The sequence below is a fragment of the Pseudomonas sp. MH9.3 genome (assembly GCF_034354675.1).
Classification (GTDB): domain Bacteria; phylum Pseudomonadota; class Gammaproteobacteria; order Pseudomonadales; family Pseudomonadaceae; genus Aquipseudomonas.
In genome coordinates this window covers 1,594,762-1,609,704 of the sequence record NZ_CP133785.1, presented here as the reverse complement: position 1 = coordinate 1,609,704, position 14,943 = coordinate 1,594,762, and the positions used below count along the sequence as shown (strand labels likewise).

Sequence of the window (14,943 nt, the reverse complement as noted above, 5' to 3'; positions counted from 1 at the left end):
CCAGGGGCCCCTTTGTTTTGGCTGGGTTTTTACCTGCGAGCGTTTACTGCGTTTAACTGCTGGCAATAAGCTTGTTTTTTTTGCATGCAGCCCCCATCTTGGTTTCATGCTTATTTTTCAACTGTCATAGAGGCGAAATCATGAAGACAACCATTGAATTGCCTCTCCTGCCGTTGCGTGATGTCGTCGTCTATCCGCACATGGTTATCCCGCTGTTCGTGGGGCGCGAGAAGTCTATCGAAGCCCTCGAGGCCGCGATGACGGGCGACAAGCAGATCCTGCTGTTGGCCCAGAGAAATCCTGCTGATGATGATCCGGGCGAAGACGCCCTGTATCGCGTCGGTACCATTGCCACTGTCCTGCAATTGCTCAAGCTGCCTGATGGCACCGTCAAGGTGCTGGTGGAAGGCGAGCAGCGCGGTGCGGTCGAGCGCTTCATGGAAGTGGACGGTCACCTGCGCGCTGAAGTGGCGCTGATCGACGAAGTCGAAGCGCCTGAGCGCGAGTCCGAAGTATTCGTACGCAGCCTGCTCTCGCAGTTCGAGCAGTATGTGCAGTTGGGCAAGAAAGTCCCGGCTGAAGTGTTGTCGTCCCTCAACAGCATCGATGAGCCGAGCCGCCTGGTCGACACCATGGCTGCGCACATGGCGTTGAAGATCGAGCAGAAGCAGGACATCCTCGAAATCATCGATCTGTCGGCCCGTGTCGAGCACGTGCTGGCGCTGCTGGATGCGGAAATCGACCTGCTGCAGGTCGAGAAACGCATCCGTGGCCGCGTGAAGAAGCAGATGGAGCGTAGCCAGCGCGAGTACTACCTGAATGAGCAGATGAAGGCCATTCAGAAAGAGCTCGGCGACGGCGAGGAAGGCCACAACGAAATCGAAGAGCTGAAAAAGCGTATCGATGCCGCCGGCCTGCCCAAGGATGCGTTGACCAAGGCGACCGCCGAGCTGAACAAGCTCAAGCAGATGTCACCGATGTCGGCTGAAGCCACCGTGGTGCGGTCCTACATTGACTGGCTGGTGCAGGTGCCGTGGAAGGCCCAGACCAAGGTGCGTCTGGATTTGACCCGTGCCGAAGAAATCCTGGATGCCGACCACTACGGCCTCGAAGAGGTCAAGGAGCGCATCCTCGAATACCTCGCCGTGCAAAAGCGTGTGAAGAAGATTCGCGGTCCGGTGTTGTGTCTGGTCGGTCCGCCTGGCGTGGGTAAAACGTCCCTGGCCGAGTCGATCGCCAGTGCCACCAATCGTAAATTTGTGCGCATGGCGCTTGGCGGCGTGCGTGATGAAGCGGAAATTCGTGGTCATCGCCGTACCTACATCGGTTCGATGCCAGGAAGATTGATTCAAAAGATGACGAAAGTCGGGGTGCGTAACCCGCTGTTCCTGCTTGATGAAATCGACAAGATGGGCAGCGACATGCGTGGCGATCCGGCGTCGGCGTTGCTGGAAGTGCTTGATCCCGAGCAGAACCACAACTTCAATGACCATTACCTCGAAGTCGACTACGACCTGTCCGACGTCATGTTCCTGTGCACCTCCAACTCCATGAACATTCCGCCGGCGCTGCTGGACAGGATGGAGGTGATTCGTCTGCCGGGTTACACCGAAGACGAGAAGATCAACATCGCGGTCAAGTACCTTGCGCCCAAGCAAACGTCGGCCAATGGTCTGAAAAAAGGCGAGATCGAGTTCGAGGTCGAGGCAATCCGCGACATCGTGCGTTACTACACCCGCGAGGCCGGTGTACGGGGTCTTGAGCGCCAGATCGCGAAGATCTGCCGCAAGGCGGTGAAGGAACATGCGCTGGAAAAACGCTTCTCGGTGAAGGTTTCGTCCGACTCGCTGGAGCACTTCCTCGGTGTGCGTAAATTCCGCTATGGCCTGGCCGAGCAGCAGGATCAGGTTGGCCAGGTGACCGGGCTGGCATGGACCCAGGTGGGCGGCGAACTGTTGACCATTGAAGCGGCGGTCATTCCGGGCAAGGGTCAGTTGATCAAGACCGGCTCCCTGGGGGATGTGATGGTCGAGTCCATCACGGCCGCGCAGACCGTGGTGCGCAGCCGCGCTCGCAGCCTGGGGATCCCTCTGGACTTCCACGAGAAGCACGACACTCACATCCATATGCCGGAAGGCGCGACCCCGAAAGACGGCCCCAGCGCTGGCGTAGGCATGTGCACCGCGTTGGTATCGGCTCTGACCGGCATTCCGGTGCGTGCCGATGTGGCCATGACCGGGGAAATTACCCTTCGCGGTCAGGTGCTGGCCATTGGTGGCCTTAAAGAGAAATTGCTCGCGGCACACCGGGGTGGCATCAAGACCGTGATCATTCCTGAAGAGAATGTTCGCGACTTGAAGGAAATTCCTGACAATATCAAGCAGGATCTTCAGATTAAACCGGTTAAATGGATTGACGAAGTCCTGCAAATTGCGCTGCAATACGCGCCGGAGCCCTTGCCGGATGTGGCTCCGGAGATAGTCGCCAAGGATGAAAAACGCGAGTCTGATTCCAAGGAAAGAATTAGCACGCATTAATGTGTTGAAGCCTTGGGGGTTTCCTTGACAGCTTTTTAGAGCCCTTGTTATAAAGCGGCTCTTAAGTGTCTGTAGGCCATTCAGCACCGTTTTTTGCTGTTACAAAAAAACTTAGAATCATACTCAATAGATATATAAGGGGACTTAGAGTGAACAAGTCGGAACTGATTGATGCTATCGCTGCATCCGCTGATATCCCGAAAGCTGCTGCCGGCCGTGCGCTGGACGCAGTAATCGAATCCGTCACTGGCGCTCTGAAGGCTGGCGACTCCGTGGTACTGGTAGGCTTCGGTACTTTCTCCGTGACTGATCGCCCAGCTCGCACTGGCCGTAACCCACAGACCGGCAAAGCACTGCAAATCGCTGCTGCCAAGAAACCAGGTTTCAAAGCCGGTAAAGCCCTGAAAGAAGCGGTTAACTAAGCTTCGTTCACGCCTTGCCTACCCGGGCCAGACGCAGGTCTGGCCTGGCAGCGGAGCGGCAGCTGACCCACGTATCCATTGGGTCGCACGCCGGGGGTGTGGGTTCAAACCCCCGTCCGCTCCGCCAGTTACGAGAAGGCGCATCCTCGGATGCGCCTTTCTTCTATCCGGATTCTACCCACGCTCCACGGTTGCCAATTTTTGAAGTTCAACCGTTTCTGGGGGACGCATGCTGCAAAATATCAGGGACAATTCACAAGGCTGGATTGCCAAGACCATTATCGGGATCATCGTCGCATTGATGGCGTTCACCGGTATCGAGGCCATTTTCCAGGCCTCGACCAACACCAAGCAGGACGTGGCCAAGGTCAACGGTGATGAAATCACCCAGACTGAGCTGAGCCAGGCTGTCGACATGCAACGGCGCCAGCTGATGCAACAGCTGGGCAAGGATTTCGACGCTTCCATGCTCGACGAGAAACTGCTGCGCGAAGCGGCGCTCAAGGGCTTGATCGATCGCAAGCTGCTGCTGCAAGGCGCGGCGGATTCCAAGTTCGGCTTCTCTGAAGCGGCTCTGGACCAGGTGATCCTGCAGACACCGGAATTCCAGGTGGACGGCAAGTTCAGCGCCGAGCGCTTTGACCAGGTGATCCGTCAACTGGGCTATACCCGGATGCAGTTCCGTCAGATGCTGACTCAGGAAATGCTGATCGGCCAGGTTCGCGCAGGCATCGCCGGCAGTGGTTTCGTGACTGACGCCCAAGTGCTGGCATTCGCCCGACTGGAAAAACAGACCCGCGACTTCGCCACCGTCAACATCAAGGCTGACCCTGCGGCGGTGAAACTCACCGACGACGAGGTCAAGGCCTATTACGACCAGCACGCCAAGGAGTTCATGACGCCGGACCAGGTGGTCATCGACTATCTGGAGCTGAAGAAGTCGTCTTTCTTCGACCAGGTTACGGTCAAGGATGATGAGCTGCAGGCGGCCTATCAGAAAGAAATCGCCAACCTCGCTGAACAGCGTCGTGCCGCGCATATCCTGATTGAAGTCAACGACAAGGTCACCGAGGCACAGGCCAAGGCCAGGATTGAAGAGATCCAGGCACGCCTGGCCAAGGGCGAGAAATTCGAGGCGCTGGCCAAGGAGTTCTCCCAGGATCCAGGTTCGGCCAACAATGGCGGCGATCTGGGCTTTGCCGGCCCTGGCGTCTACGATCCGGACTTCGAAACGGCCTTGTACGCCTTGAACAAGGACCAGGTTTCGGCGCCGGTACGCAGTGCGTTCGGATGGCACCTGATCAAGCTGCTGGGCGTTGAAGCACCTCAGGTGCCGACGTTTGCCAGTCTGAAAGACAAGCTGACCCGCGAGCTGAAGACCCAGCAGGTTGAACAGCGTTATGTCGAAGCCACCAAGCAATTGGAAGATGCGGCCTTCGAAGCCTCCGACCTGGCCCAGCCGGCGTCGGACCTGAAGCTCACTGTGCACACGTCTGCGCCGTTTGGCCGTGAAGGTGGCGAAGGTGTTGCAGCCAACCGTGCCGTGGTAACTGCTGCGTTCAGCCCGGAAGTGCTGGATGAAGGCGCCAACAGCAGCGCCATCGAGCTGGACCCTGAAACCATTATCGTGCTGCGCGCCAAGGAACACCTGAAGCCTGCGCAACTGCCGCTGGAAAAAGTGTCTGACGCGATCCGTGCACAGATGACCAAGGAGCGCGCAATCGCCGCTGCCAAAACCCACGGCGACGAGTTGATCGCCAGCCTGCGTGATGGCAAGACCGCGCTGAACCAGCCTATTGATGGTCAGGCCTGGAAAGTCACCGAAGCGGCTACCCGTAGCCAGGAAGGGATTGACCCGGCTGTGTTGCAGGCCCTGTTCCGCATGCCCAAGCCTGCGGCCAAGGACAAGCCGTCCTTCACCACCGTGACCCTGGCTGACGGCAGCCTGGTGCTGGTGCGCTTGAACGGTGTCAACGAAGCGGCTGCCCCAACGGATGAAGAAAAGGCGCAATACCGTCGTTTCCTCGCTTCCCGTGTTGGTCAGCAGGACTTTGCTGCGTACCGCAAGCAGTTGGAAGCGCAGGCGGACATCAAGAAGTACTGATGTAGGCTTGAACAAAAAGACCCCGTCCTGAAAAGGCCGGGGTCTTTTTTTGCGCCTATTGATCCAATATTGAAGCGCCGATGTGTGTAAGCGGGCGGCGAACACACCTACCGAACTCCAGCATTAAGGGCGATGGTGTCCGCGTATTCATAAGCGGACGCGATTGCCCTTATCGCCAGGATTTCCATGTGCCAACGAAGCTCTTATCCCAAACCATTCAAAGCCCAGGTCGTCCAGGAATGCCTGCAACCTGGGGCGACAATTTCTAGCGTAGCCATCCATCACGGCATCAACGCCAACGTGATCCGCAAGTGGCTACCGACTTACCGAGATCAATCGCCTGCAACTTTGCCGGCTTTCGTTCCGGTTAAAGCAGTACCAAGGCGAGCAACAGAAGAGATGGTGATCATCTCGCTGCCTTTGGGTGATAAATCCATCACCGTAAAGTGGCCAGCCTCGGATCCGGACGGCTGCGCGTGTTTCGTTCGTGGCCTGGCCCAATGATTCGCGTCGATGCCATCTGGCTCGCCACCGAGCCCATGGACATGCGCGCCGGCACTGAGACTGCATTGGCCAGAGTGGTCACGGTGTTCGGTGCGGCGAAGCCGCACTGCGCTTACCTCTTTGCCAACCGCCGGGCCAACCGCATGAAAGTCCTGATGCACGACGGCGTCGGTATCTGGCTGGCGGCGCGGCGGTTGAACCAAGGTAAGTTTCATTGGCCAGGCATCCATCGTGGAACGGAGGTCGAACTCGACCCCGAACAACTCCAGGCGTTGGTACTTGGATTACCCTGGCAACGAGTCGGTGCGGGCGGCGCAATTACATTGCTTTAAATGCTGCCTTTTAGCTGAAGCAGTCGGGCTGCTTTGGTAAAATCCACACCATGACTTCCTTGCCCGATCTCGACCAAATGACCCCCGAACAACTGCGCACGCTGGCTGCGCAGTTGATGTCCAAGGTCGACACCCAGAGCCGAAAGATCCATCGCGATGAAACGATCATCGAGCAGCTCACTCACGAAATCGCCATCCTTAAACGCCACAAGTTCGCCAAGCGCAGCGAACAGATCAGTCCGGCGCAAGGCAGCTTGCTCGATGACCTGCTCAATACCGACCTAGAAGCCATCGAGGCCGAGTTAAAAGCACTTCATCCCGCTCCCGCACAGGCAGAACCACGCCAGCAACCCAAGCGTGCGCCGTTGCCGTCGCAGTTCCCGCGCACTGTGATCCATCACGAGCCGGACAATACTCAGTGTGCTTGCGGCTGCCAGCTTCAGCGCATCGGTGAAGACGTCAGCGAGAAACTGGACTACACGCCGGGCGTGTTCACCGTCAAACAGCATGTGCGTGGGAAATGGGCCTGCCGGCAGTGCGAAACGCTGATCCAGGCGCCGGTACCCCCGCAGGTGATCGACAAGGGCATCCCCACCGCCGGCCTGCTGGCGCACGTGATGGTGGCCAAATTCGCCGATCACCTGCCGCTTTATCGACAGGAAAAGATCTTCGGCCGTGCCGGCCTGGCAATACCACGTTCGACCCTGGCGCAGTGGGTGGGCCAAACCGGCGTACAGCTTCAGCCGCTGGTCGATGCGATGCGCGAAGTGGTACTGGCCCAGCGCGTGGTTCACGCCGATGAAACGCCGGTACAAATGCTCGCGCCCGGCGAGAAGAAAACCCACCGCGCTTATGTCTGGGCCTACAGCACTACGCCATTCTCGGCCCTCAAGGCCGTGGTCTACGACTTCAGCCCCAGCCGTGCCGGTGAACATGCGCGTAACTTCTTGGGCACCTGGAACGGGAAGCTGGTCTGTGATGACTTTGCCGGCTACAAGGCCAGCTTTGAGCTGGGCATCACCGAGATCGGCTGCATGGCCCATGCACGCCGTAAGTTCTTTGACTTGCATGTAGCCAATAAAAGCCAATTGGCGGAGCAGGCGCTTCACTCGATTGGCGGGCTTTACGAAGTCGAGCGACACGCCAGGGAAATGAGCGACGAAGACCGTTGGCGATTACGCCAGGAAACAGCAGTGCCCATCGCTGAAAAGCTACATGAGTGGATGCTGGCCCAGCGTGAACTTGTGCCCGAGGGGTCGGCTACAGCGAAGGCTCTGGATTACAGTCTCAAACGCTGGGTAGCGCTGACGCGCTACCTGGCAGATGGTGCTGTGCCCATCGACAACAACCAGATCGAGAACTTGATCCGGCCGTGGGCGCTTGGGCGGTCGAACTGGTTGTTTGCAGGGTCGCTGCGCAGCGGCAAGCGGGCGGCCGCGATCATGAGCCTAATCCAGTCGGCGCGCATCAACGGGCATGATCCGTATGCTTATCTCAAGGATGTGCTGACACAGTTGCCAACGCAACGGGCCAGCAAGATCGGGCTGCTGCTGCCGCATCAGTGGGTGCCGGTTTAGTTATTAAAGGCGTGATGCCTTGACGGATACGTTGATCGGCAAGACCGCTGAACATGAGACGGTTTCGCCCCAAAACGCGGTTTGGGACTATGCAGTTAAACCCATCGACTAATGAACTGGAGAACAAAATGGTGTACTCGGATGAGGGCTATTTCCTTCGAGCATTGAAACGCAACGATTTTGAGCTGATCCACCTTTACGAAAAGTCGAATCGAAACCATCTGCGTCCTTGGGAACCCTTGAGGGACGAGCAGTTTTTCACCATTGAGAGCGCCGCTGACAGGGTCACGCGCCAGGTTGAGAGCATGGAGGCCGGTAATTCATTTTATTTTCTCATGCTGGAATCTCAGGGCGAAAAGGTACTAGGCCGGTGTAGCTACACAAATATCGTCAGGGGAGTGTTCCAGGCATGTAATCTCGGCTTTTCGCTAGCTGAAAGTTTCCAAGGCCAAGGCTTAATGAAACGGATGCTCAAAGTTACCAACCGCTACTGCTTTGAGCAAATGGGCCTACACCGAATCATGGCCAATCATTTGCCGAGCAATGTGCGAAGTGAACGAGTTTTGGAGGCACTGGGTTTTGAAAAAGAGGGATATGCGCGAGACTATTTGAAAATTGCTGGCGTCTGGGAAGACCATGTCTTGAGGTCGCTGGTTAGCCCTCATGGCCCGCAAGCTCAATAAAGCAAGCCGCCATGCATGTTGACTCAATTCCGCAAGGCGGGATGTCCAGACGCTTACCGATGTGTGAGGGCCCTGGAATTTTTCCTGACAGGAATGCGCGCGCCCGGAGACCGTTCTGTTGCACAATACCGGCCGGACTGTTTTTCTCAGGATTTTCGATGTCGATATCATTTCACTTGCGTGGCCTCGGGCTGGCGTTGGTGCTGGCGGGCGCTGCGGGCTGCTCGTCACCCAAGACCGCTATTTATGAGCATGAGAACTTCGACGACTCCGGCACGTTTTCCCGTGATTACCCGGTCAGCGACGTCGCCGCGTGCGAAGCCGCCCGGCGTGCATTGCTCAGCCAGGGCTATATCATCACCAGCAGCGATCCGAAGTTGGTGGTGGGCAACAAGAGCTTTCAGCAGACCGGCGAGACGCACCTGCAGATCAGCTTCAACGTAGTGTGCGCCGATGATGGCAGTGGCAAGCATTCGACGATGTTCGCCAACGCCTTGCAGGACCGCTACGCGCTGAAGAAGGTCAACAACTCTGCGAGCCTCGGCGTGGGCGTGCTGGGCTCGGTGTCGATGCCTATCGGCTCCACCGACGACTCGATGGTGAAAGTGGCGAGTGAGACGGTTTCAGCGCCCAAGTTCTATGACCGCTACTTTGCGCTGGTGGACGTGTTCCTGCCCCAGGAAGTGAAAAAGGCGGCGCACATTCCGGAGACGCCCAAGGCAGACCTGGGCATGCCGGAACCCAAGGCTGCGCCGTTGGCGACACCGACAGCCGAGAAGGTCGAAACGCCGAATCAAGAGCCGCCCGCGTCGCAGCCGCTCGCTCCGCCACCTGAGGCAGCGCCGATTGCGCCGCAGGCAGAACCGGCGGCGGCGCCTGCAACCGAGCCGGCACCTGCGCCGACCAATCCAAACCTGCCCGCGCCCACGGAGGCGATTCCGCCGCTGCCAACGCAGCCTTGAGCCTTGTATACAGTGGAAAGCCGCACATCCTGAAGTGCAGGAACTTCACGGTGTTGCCTTTTTTTCGTCATGACGGCACTTTAGGCTGGTGATACAGGTCATTAACCTGTCATCGCTGTCCATTCAAAAAGGAGCCCACCATGGACGATTATCAGGAAGAACTGCTGGAGTATCAGGCCTTTGAGTTGGATCCACTGGATCCGGTCGACGACGCCACCGAGTTGTAACCCCCGACTTCAGGCGGAATGCCGCTGACTGCGGCGAAATTCCCCTGGGGTCTGGTTGTTCCAGCGCCTGAAGGCCCGTTGAAACGCCTGGGCCGAGGCAAAACCGAGCAGGTAGGCGATCTCGCCAAATGCCAGTTCCGTATCGCGAATGTAGGTCATGGCCAGGTCGCGGCGAGTGTCGTTGAGAATGGCGCGAAATTGAGTGCCTTCGTCGGCCAGTTTGCGCCGCAGTGTCCAGGTCGGCAGTTGCAAGCGTGCCGCCACTTCTTCAAGGTCGGGTTCCCGGCCGCCATTGAGCATTGGCCCGAGCAAACGGGTGATGCGCTCGCGCAGGCTGCGTGTGCGTGTAAGCTGCTCCAATTCCCTTTCGCACAGTTGCAGCAACAGCTGCCAGGTACTAGGGCAATGCTGTGGGTTGCGCAGCGCCAGGCTCTGTTGGCTCAGTCGCAGTTGGTTGGCCTCGGCGCCAAAGTGGATCGGGCCGTCCGCCAACACGCTGTATTGTTCGTGGTAGTCCGGCGCGTCGAATTCGATGTCGATGCGCTGCGCTTGCACGGGCTGTTGCGCCAGGCTCGACAATTGCTGCAGCCAGCCGGCAATGATCGAGTCCACCACAAAGCGGTTATAGGCGTTGTAAGGGCTGATGGAATAGAACCGTAGCCACGCGCCATCGGCATCTTCGTGAAAGCTCGACTGCCCTCGATAGTTGGAGCCGTACAACGCTTCGAAGCGCGTGAGCGTGCGAGCGGCCTCGCGCACCGTAGGCGCCTGGGCTGCGGTGACGCCCGCCAGGCCCGTCTGATTCAGCCGGCTGAGCCTGCCCATGCGCAGGCCCAGCCCCGGGTCGTTGGTGAGTTGGATGGCCGCATGGCCCAGGCGCATGTAGCGCGGGATCGACAAGCGTGCGCCGGCCTCAGCGAGGCGCGCCGGGTCAAATCCGTATTGCAGCAGCAGCGGTTGCGGATCAAGGCCATGGCTTTGGATCGCGTCGGCCAGGCTGTGCACGAAGCCGACCGACAAGTCCCCAAGGCGCACCGGCTTCACGCTGTTACAGCCAGATATTCAGCAGGCGTGCGCCACGGGCACTGCCGTCGGCAAACACCTGGCCGTTGCTGCTCAAAAAGCTCTGGCCGGAGCTGCCCAGGTCCCAGAACTGTCCACGCTGGAACACACTCATGCCGGCGGTGGCCTGGCTGATCGGTTGCTGGCTGATCAGCGTCAGGCGATGCCAGGCCTGACCCTCGCTGAGTTCTTCGGGCTTGAGGCTGATTTCCGTGGGGGTGGACACGCTTTTGAAACCGCGCCATGGGCGGTCCCAGGTATCCCGACCGATCACATAGGCCGGCACCGCGATGAGTTGCGCGCCTTGTTCGTTGAGCTTGCGGTAGTTGTCGGGGTACCAGCTGTCGCTGCCGATCAGGATGCCCAGGCGCCCGGCCGGGGTGTCGACCACGCTGACGATGTTTTCATCGCCCGGCTCGATAAAGCCGCGCTCGTCGTAGATCGGGTAGAACTGGCGTTGTGGCTGGCCCACTGCCAGGCCGTCGGCGGCGAATACCACGCTGGCGTTATACAGCGCGCCATGGCCGACCTGCAGTTGTCCCTGGCTGATAGTCGGGTTGGGCAGGGCGATGGAACCGGCCACCAGGGTTACACCGAACTCCTTGGCCAACCCGCCGAACAGCAATTGATAGTCGCGCGCCATGGTTTCGGCTTTCATGCGCAGGTACGCGTCGTTCATGCGGTTGTCGCCGGTGGCGCTGATCCATGCCCGCGCGAACGACAGCGGGTTGCTGAGCGACAGCCAGCTCATCGCGTCCTGCCAATGCGTGGCCTGGTACAACTCGTTTTTTTCGCCGCCGAGCATCAGCCAGGTGCCGATATGTTCGGGCATGACCACGATGGTTTTGTCGTTGATAAAGCCCTGGTCGCGCGCCTTTTGCAGATAGGCTGCGAGTTTCAGGTGCAGGCGCTCCACACTCTGGTAATCGGCGGGGAACAGCTCCGGCTGGATGCCCAGCAGGTTGCCCCGGTCGGCAGGCTGGCCCTGGTTGACGGCGACATTGATGCGCAGGTCCGACAGGTAATGCGCCACAGGGCGATCCTGGGTCCAGACCAGATAGGCGGTGAGGGCGGCAACCAGGGCCATGGTGACGGTGAGGGCTAAGAGTTTACGCATGGATAACGGACAACGAACCTGGGACGGGGCATGAATTTTCGACTGAAGTGCGAATGAGGATACACAGAGTCGGCGGGTTACAGGAATTATTGGGGCGATGCGCAGCTTTTTCCTGGCACCGACGGCAGTTTCGCCAATGTTGACGCCTGCGCGTTGGAACCGGATCGTCCGGCTTGGTTCCTGCCCGGCTTTATTCTTTGCCGCCCGCAAAGGCTTGCCCGCCGGCTATCCATTCACGCAGGGCGTCGGGCGACAGGGGTTTGCAGAAGAAATAGCCCTGGCCCTGATGGCACTGCCAGTCACGCAAGAGCCGGTAGTTCAACAGGGTTTCCACGCCCTCGGCCACCACGGTGAGATTGAGGTTTCGCGCCAGGCTGATGATGCCTTTGACGATATGCCAATTGCTGGTGTCGGGCCGCAGATCCACCAGCAGCGAGCGGTCGAGCTTGACGCTTTTGGCCGGGATGTCCCGCAGGTACCGCCAGTTGCTGTAGCCGCTGCCAAAGTCGTCGATGGCGATGGCCACACCCAACCGGTGCAGGCGCATGAGCTGGTGCTGGACGGCGTCGAAGTCGGGAATCAGCACGCTTTCGGTGAACTCCAGTTCAATGCATTGCGGCGCCAGGTTGAACTGCGCCAGTGAGTGGGTCAGCTCATCAATCAGTTGGCCATCGGTCAGGTCTATCGACGACACATTGAGCGACACGTTCAGGTGCAGACCCTGGCTCCGCCACGCGTCTATCTGCTTGCACACGTTTCTCACCACCCAACTGGTGATATGCCGGATGGCGGCGGTGGTCTCCGCCAGGCCGATGAATTCGGCCGGCCCGATTTCTCCCAGTACCGGGTGCGTCCAGCGCAAAAGCGCCTCGACCGAGTCACAGCGTTTGTCGGCCAGATTGATTCGAGGCTGATATTCCAGGCGTAGCTGGTCCGGCGCGAGCAATGCGGACTCGATCGAGTGAAGCAGCATTGCACTGCGCTGTGCGTGGGCATCGATGGTGGCGTCGTAATACAGCCACCGGTGCTCGGAGCGCCGTGCCGTGTCAGTCACGCTGGCCATCAGCCGCACGTTATCGACAGGGGGCAAGGCGCTGGGGCCGATCCTGAGCACGCCGATGCCCACGTCGGCGAACACCGGCACATTCTGGAAGTGCACGGGCTGCGCCAGAGCGGCGGTGAGTCGCTGGATAAGTGCGGGCAGGTCAACCTCGGGGCCATCCTCCATCAGCACGGCGAAGCTCAGCGTGCCGGCGCGATACAGGCGTGCATGCCCGGGCAGTACAGCGGCGAGTACATTTTTTACCCCCAGCATGAACTCGACGAAACAGTCCAGGCCCAGGGCTTTCACCAGCCTGTCCATGCCGAATGCGGTCAATGGCTCGACCAGTATGGCCAGACGTTGCGGCAGGCCTGCCGCTTCTCTGGCAACGTCGCGTTCAAAACACGCGCGATTGGGCAGCCCGGTCAGCGCATCGACGAAGTGCCTGTCGTGAATGAAGTCCAGACGCGCGGCGGCGACTGCGGCGGCGTTATGCAAAAACAGGTTGTCCTGCTCGCTCATCGGCGTGCGTCTGCCTGCATCAGTCGGCGCCGCAAAATGCGCCGACACCATGGCCACGATGCTGTCGAGCACCTCATCCACCTCGGGCACACGCGCTTGTTCAGTCAACTCGGATAAGGAATTGGGCATTTTTTCAATCCTGTAAGGGCAATGAACAAGGTGGCGTGTGCCGGGCAGCGCGTCAGGTTTTAAAGCGCAGCACCAGCCCGTTCAAGTTGACGGACAGACGTGAGAGCTCGTTGCTCGCGGTCAAGGTCTGGCGAGTACCCTCGCTGCTCTGAATGGCAAGGTCACGGATGCTGATCAAGCTGCGGTCAACGTCACGTGCAACGTGGGCCTGTTCCTCGGACGCGGTCGCAATCTGCAGGTTTCGATCATTGATTTCAAGCACCGAATCGGTGATCTGGCGCAGGGACTGGCCTGCCTGTTCGGCCGTGTCTCGGGTGTTGTGAACCTGTGATGTGCTTTTGCTCATTGAGTCGACGGCTGCGCGTGAGCCTACCTGGATCGCAGTGATCATGTGCTCGATTTCTTCGGTCGAGGTTTGTGTGCGATGCGCCAACGCCCGTACTTCATCGGCCACCACCGCAAATCCGCGTCCTTGTTCGCCTGCGCGCGCGGCTTCGATGGCCGCGTTCAATGCCAGCAAGTTGGTCTGTTCGGCAATGGCACGGATAACGCTCAAGACTTTGCTGATGTCCTGTGCCTGCCCGGCCAGCACCTTGACTTGATCCGAAGACGATTCAACCAGGCCCGTCAGGTTTTGCATGGCGATCAGCGTTTCGTTCACACGCGTGTTCCCCAGGTCTGCCGACAGGCTCGACTGCTGGGCGGCCTCGGAGGTGGAAGTGGCGTTCCTGGCGACTTCCTCAACGGCAGCGCTCATCTCGTTAACGGCCGTTGCTGCCTGTTCGATTTCGCTGTTCTGCTGTTGCAACGTGCGATCGGCATTCTCGGTGATCGCGGTCATCTCCACCGCTGCCGTGCTCAATTGGGCGGAGGCTCCCGAGATTTCCAGAATCGTGTTGCGCAGATTTTCGCGCATCAGGTTGAGTGCGTTCATCAGGCGCGAGGCTTCATCCGAGCCACTGACCTCAAGCCCATGGGTCAAGTCGCCCTCGGCAATGTCCTCTGCCAACCGCAGCGATGAGGTCATCGGACGGACAATACTGCGGGTAAAGAACGTCGCGAGCATGACGGTGAGGATGGCGGCGGCGAGCAGCACGGCGATCAGGACGCTGACGCTGTGATCGTACACGTTGCCGGCCTCCTTGCCGGATTCAGCGGCTTGACGCGCGTTTTGCTCGCGCAGCAGCGTCAGTTGCTCCTGGTAGTCATTGCCAAGCTGCATCTGTTCGGAGTTGGCCATCGCCACTGCCTGTTCGTGATTGGACGTGTCCAGCGCTATGACGCGATTCAACCCTTCGATATAGCTGTTCATCACCTGATTGGTTTTTTCAAACTGGTCCTGGTCCTGGGCACCCGATATCAGGTGGGTGCGATAGAACTCCGTGCGTGAAGTGAGCGTCTGCAAACCCTCTTGAACCTTGTTCAATGACGCTGCGCGCACCTCTTCAGTCGCGCGTGAGAGCATGCGAATGCTTTCAAGGCGGATGTGCAGCAAGGCGATTTGAATATCGTCGATGACTTGAATGCTGGGCAGCGAGTTGGTCTCGATATCCTGCTCGGCGCTGCGCAAGTGCCCGATCTGCACGTAGGAAAAACCGGCGAAACTGAACAGCAGTAGGGTGATCAAGCCAAAGCAGACGAATGCGCGGCGTGCAATATTCAATGATCTGAGAGTCATTGGGGGCCTCCGATGGCCAGGATTGGGACGTGGTAAATGCACGGC

The 14,943-nt window shown here is 59.0% G+C and carries 12 protein-coding genes; 8 read left to right on the top strand and 4 right to left on the bottom strand.

Annotated features, from left to right (window positions below):
• The first annotated feature begins 140 nt into the window (after window positions 1-140).
• The 8 genes from lon to RHM60_RS06625 all read left to right on the top strand — a co-directional run bounded on the left by lon (window position 141) and on the right by RHM60_RS06625 (window position 9,121).
• Window positions 141-2,537, top strand: a complete 2,397-nt coding sequence (gene lon, locus RHM60_RS06660) for an endopeptidase La (protein ID WP_209983006.1) — start codon at window positions 141-143, stop codon at window positions 2,535-2,537.
• Window positions 2,538-2,686: 149 nt separating this feature from the next.
• On the top strand, window positions 2,687-2,959 hold the full coding sequence (locus RHM60_RS06655; protein WP_003174819.1) for an HU family DNA-binding protein: 273 nt from the start codon (window positions 2,687-2,689) through the stop codon (window positions 2,957-2,959).
• Window positions 2,960-3,188: 229 nt separating this feature from the next.
• Complete coding sequence (locus RHM60_RS06650) at window positions 3,189-5,063, top strand: SurA N-terminal domain-containing protein (RefSeq protein ID WP_322214013.1); 1,875 nt, start codon at window positions 3,189-3,191, stop codon at window positions 5,061-5,063.
• A gap of 186 nt (window positions 5,064-5,249) precedes the next feature.
• Window positions 5,250-5,567, top strand: coding sequence for an IS66-like element accessory protein TnpA (gene tnpA, locus RHM60_RS06645; protein WP_322214012.1), 318 nt, complete (start codon window positions 5,250-5,252; stop codon window positions 5,565-5,567).
• Window positions 5,564-5,899: an IS66 family insertion sequence element accessory protein TnpB gene (gene tnpB, locus RHM60_RS06640; RefSeq protein ID WP_322214011.1), complete on the top strand. Its 336-nt coding sequence runs from the start codon at window positions 5,564-5,566 to the stop codon at window positions 5,897-5,899. The genes tnpA and tnpB overlap by 4 nt, the downstream gene beginning before the upstream one ends.
• 50 nt (window positions 5,900-5,949) lie before the next feature.
• Entirely contained in the window at window positions 5,950-7,476 is a 1,527-nt protein-coding gene (gene tnpC, locus RHM60_RS06635) for an IS66 family transposase (RefSeq protein ID WP_322214010.1), read from the top strand.
• Between the two features lie 128 nt (window positions 7,477-7,604).
• The gene (locus tag RHM60_RS06630) at window positions 7,605-8,159 is read left to right on the top strand and encodes a GNAT family N-acetyltransferase (RefSeq protein ID WP_040266313.1); all 555 of its coding nucleotides are present in this window, start codon (window positions 7,605-7,607) and stop codon (window positions 8,157-8,159) included.
• Window positions 8,160-8,317: 158 nt separating this feature from the next.
• A complete protein-coding gene (locus tag RHM60_RS06625; protein WP_322214009.1) occupies window positions 8,318-9,121 on the top strand; it encodes a DUF2242 domain-containing protein in 804 nt (267 codons plus the stop codon).
• 236 nt (window positions 9,122-9,357) lie between these two features.
• Here RHM60_RS06625 and RHM60_RS06620 read toward each other — a convergent pair whose 3' ends face one another.
• The 4 genes from RHM60_RS06620 to RHM60_RS06605 all read right to left on the bottom strand — a co-directional run bounded on the left by RHM60_RS06620 (window position 9,358) and on the right by RHM60_RS06605 (window position 14,898).
• On the bottom strand, window positions 9,358-10,392 hold the full coding sequence (locus RHM60_RS06620; protein WP_322214008.1) for an AraC family transcriptional regulator: 1,035 nt from the start codon (window positions 10,390-10,392) through the stop codon (window positions 9,358-9,360).
• A 4-nt stretch (window positions 10,393-10,396) separates the two neighbouring features.
• Window positions 10,397-11,527, bottom strand: a complete 1,131-nt coding sequence (locus tag RHM60_RS06615; protein WP_209982999.1) for a carbon-nitrogen hydrolase family protein — start codon at window positions 11,525-11,527, stop codon at window positions 10,397-10,399.
• Window positions 11,528-11,717: 190 nt separating this feature from the next.
• Window positions 11,718-13,220 (bottom strand): putative bifunctional diguanylate cyclase/phosphodiesterase, encoded by a 1,503-nt coding sequence (locus RHM60_RS06610; RefSeq protein WP_209982997.1) that lies wholly within the window; start codon window positions 13,218-13,220, stop codon window positions 11,718-11,720.
• Between the two features lie 52 nt (window positions 13,221-13,272).
• A complete protein-coding gene (locus tag RHM60_RS06605) occupies window positions 13,273-14,898 on the bottom strand; it encodes a methyl-accepting chemotaxis protein (RefSeq protein ID WP_322214007.1) in 1,626 nt (541 codons plus the stop codon).
• Window positions 14,899-14,943: the final 45 nt, after the last annotated feature.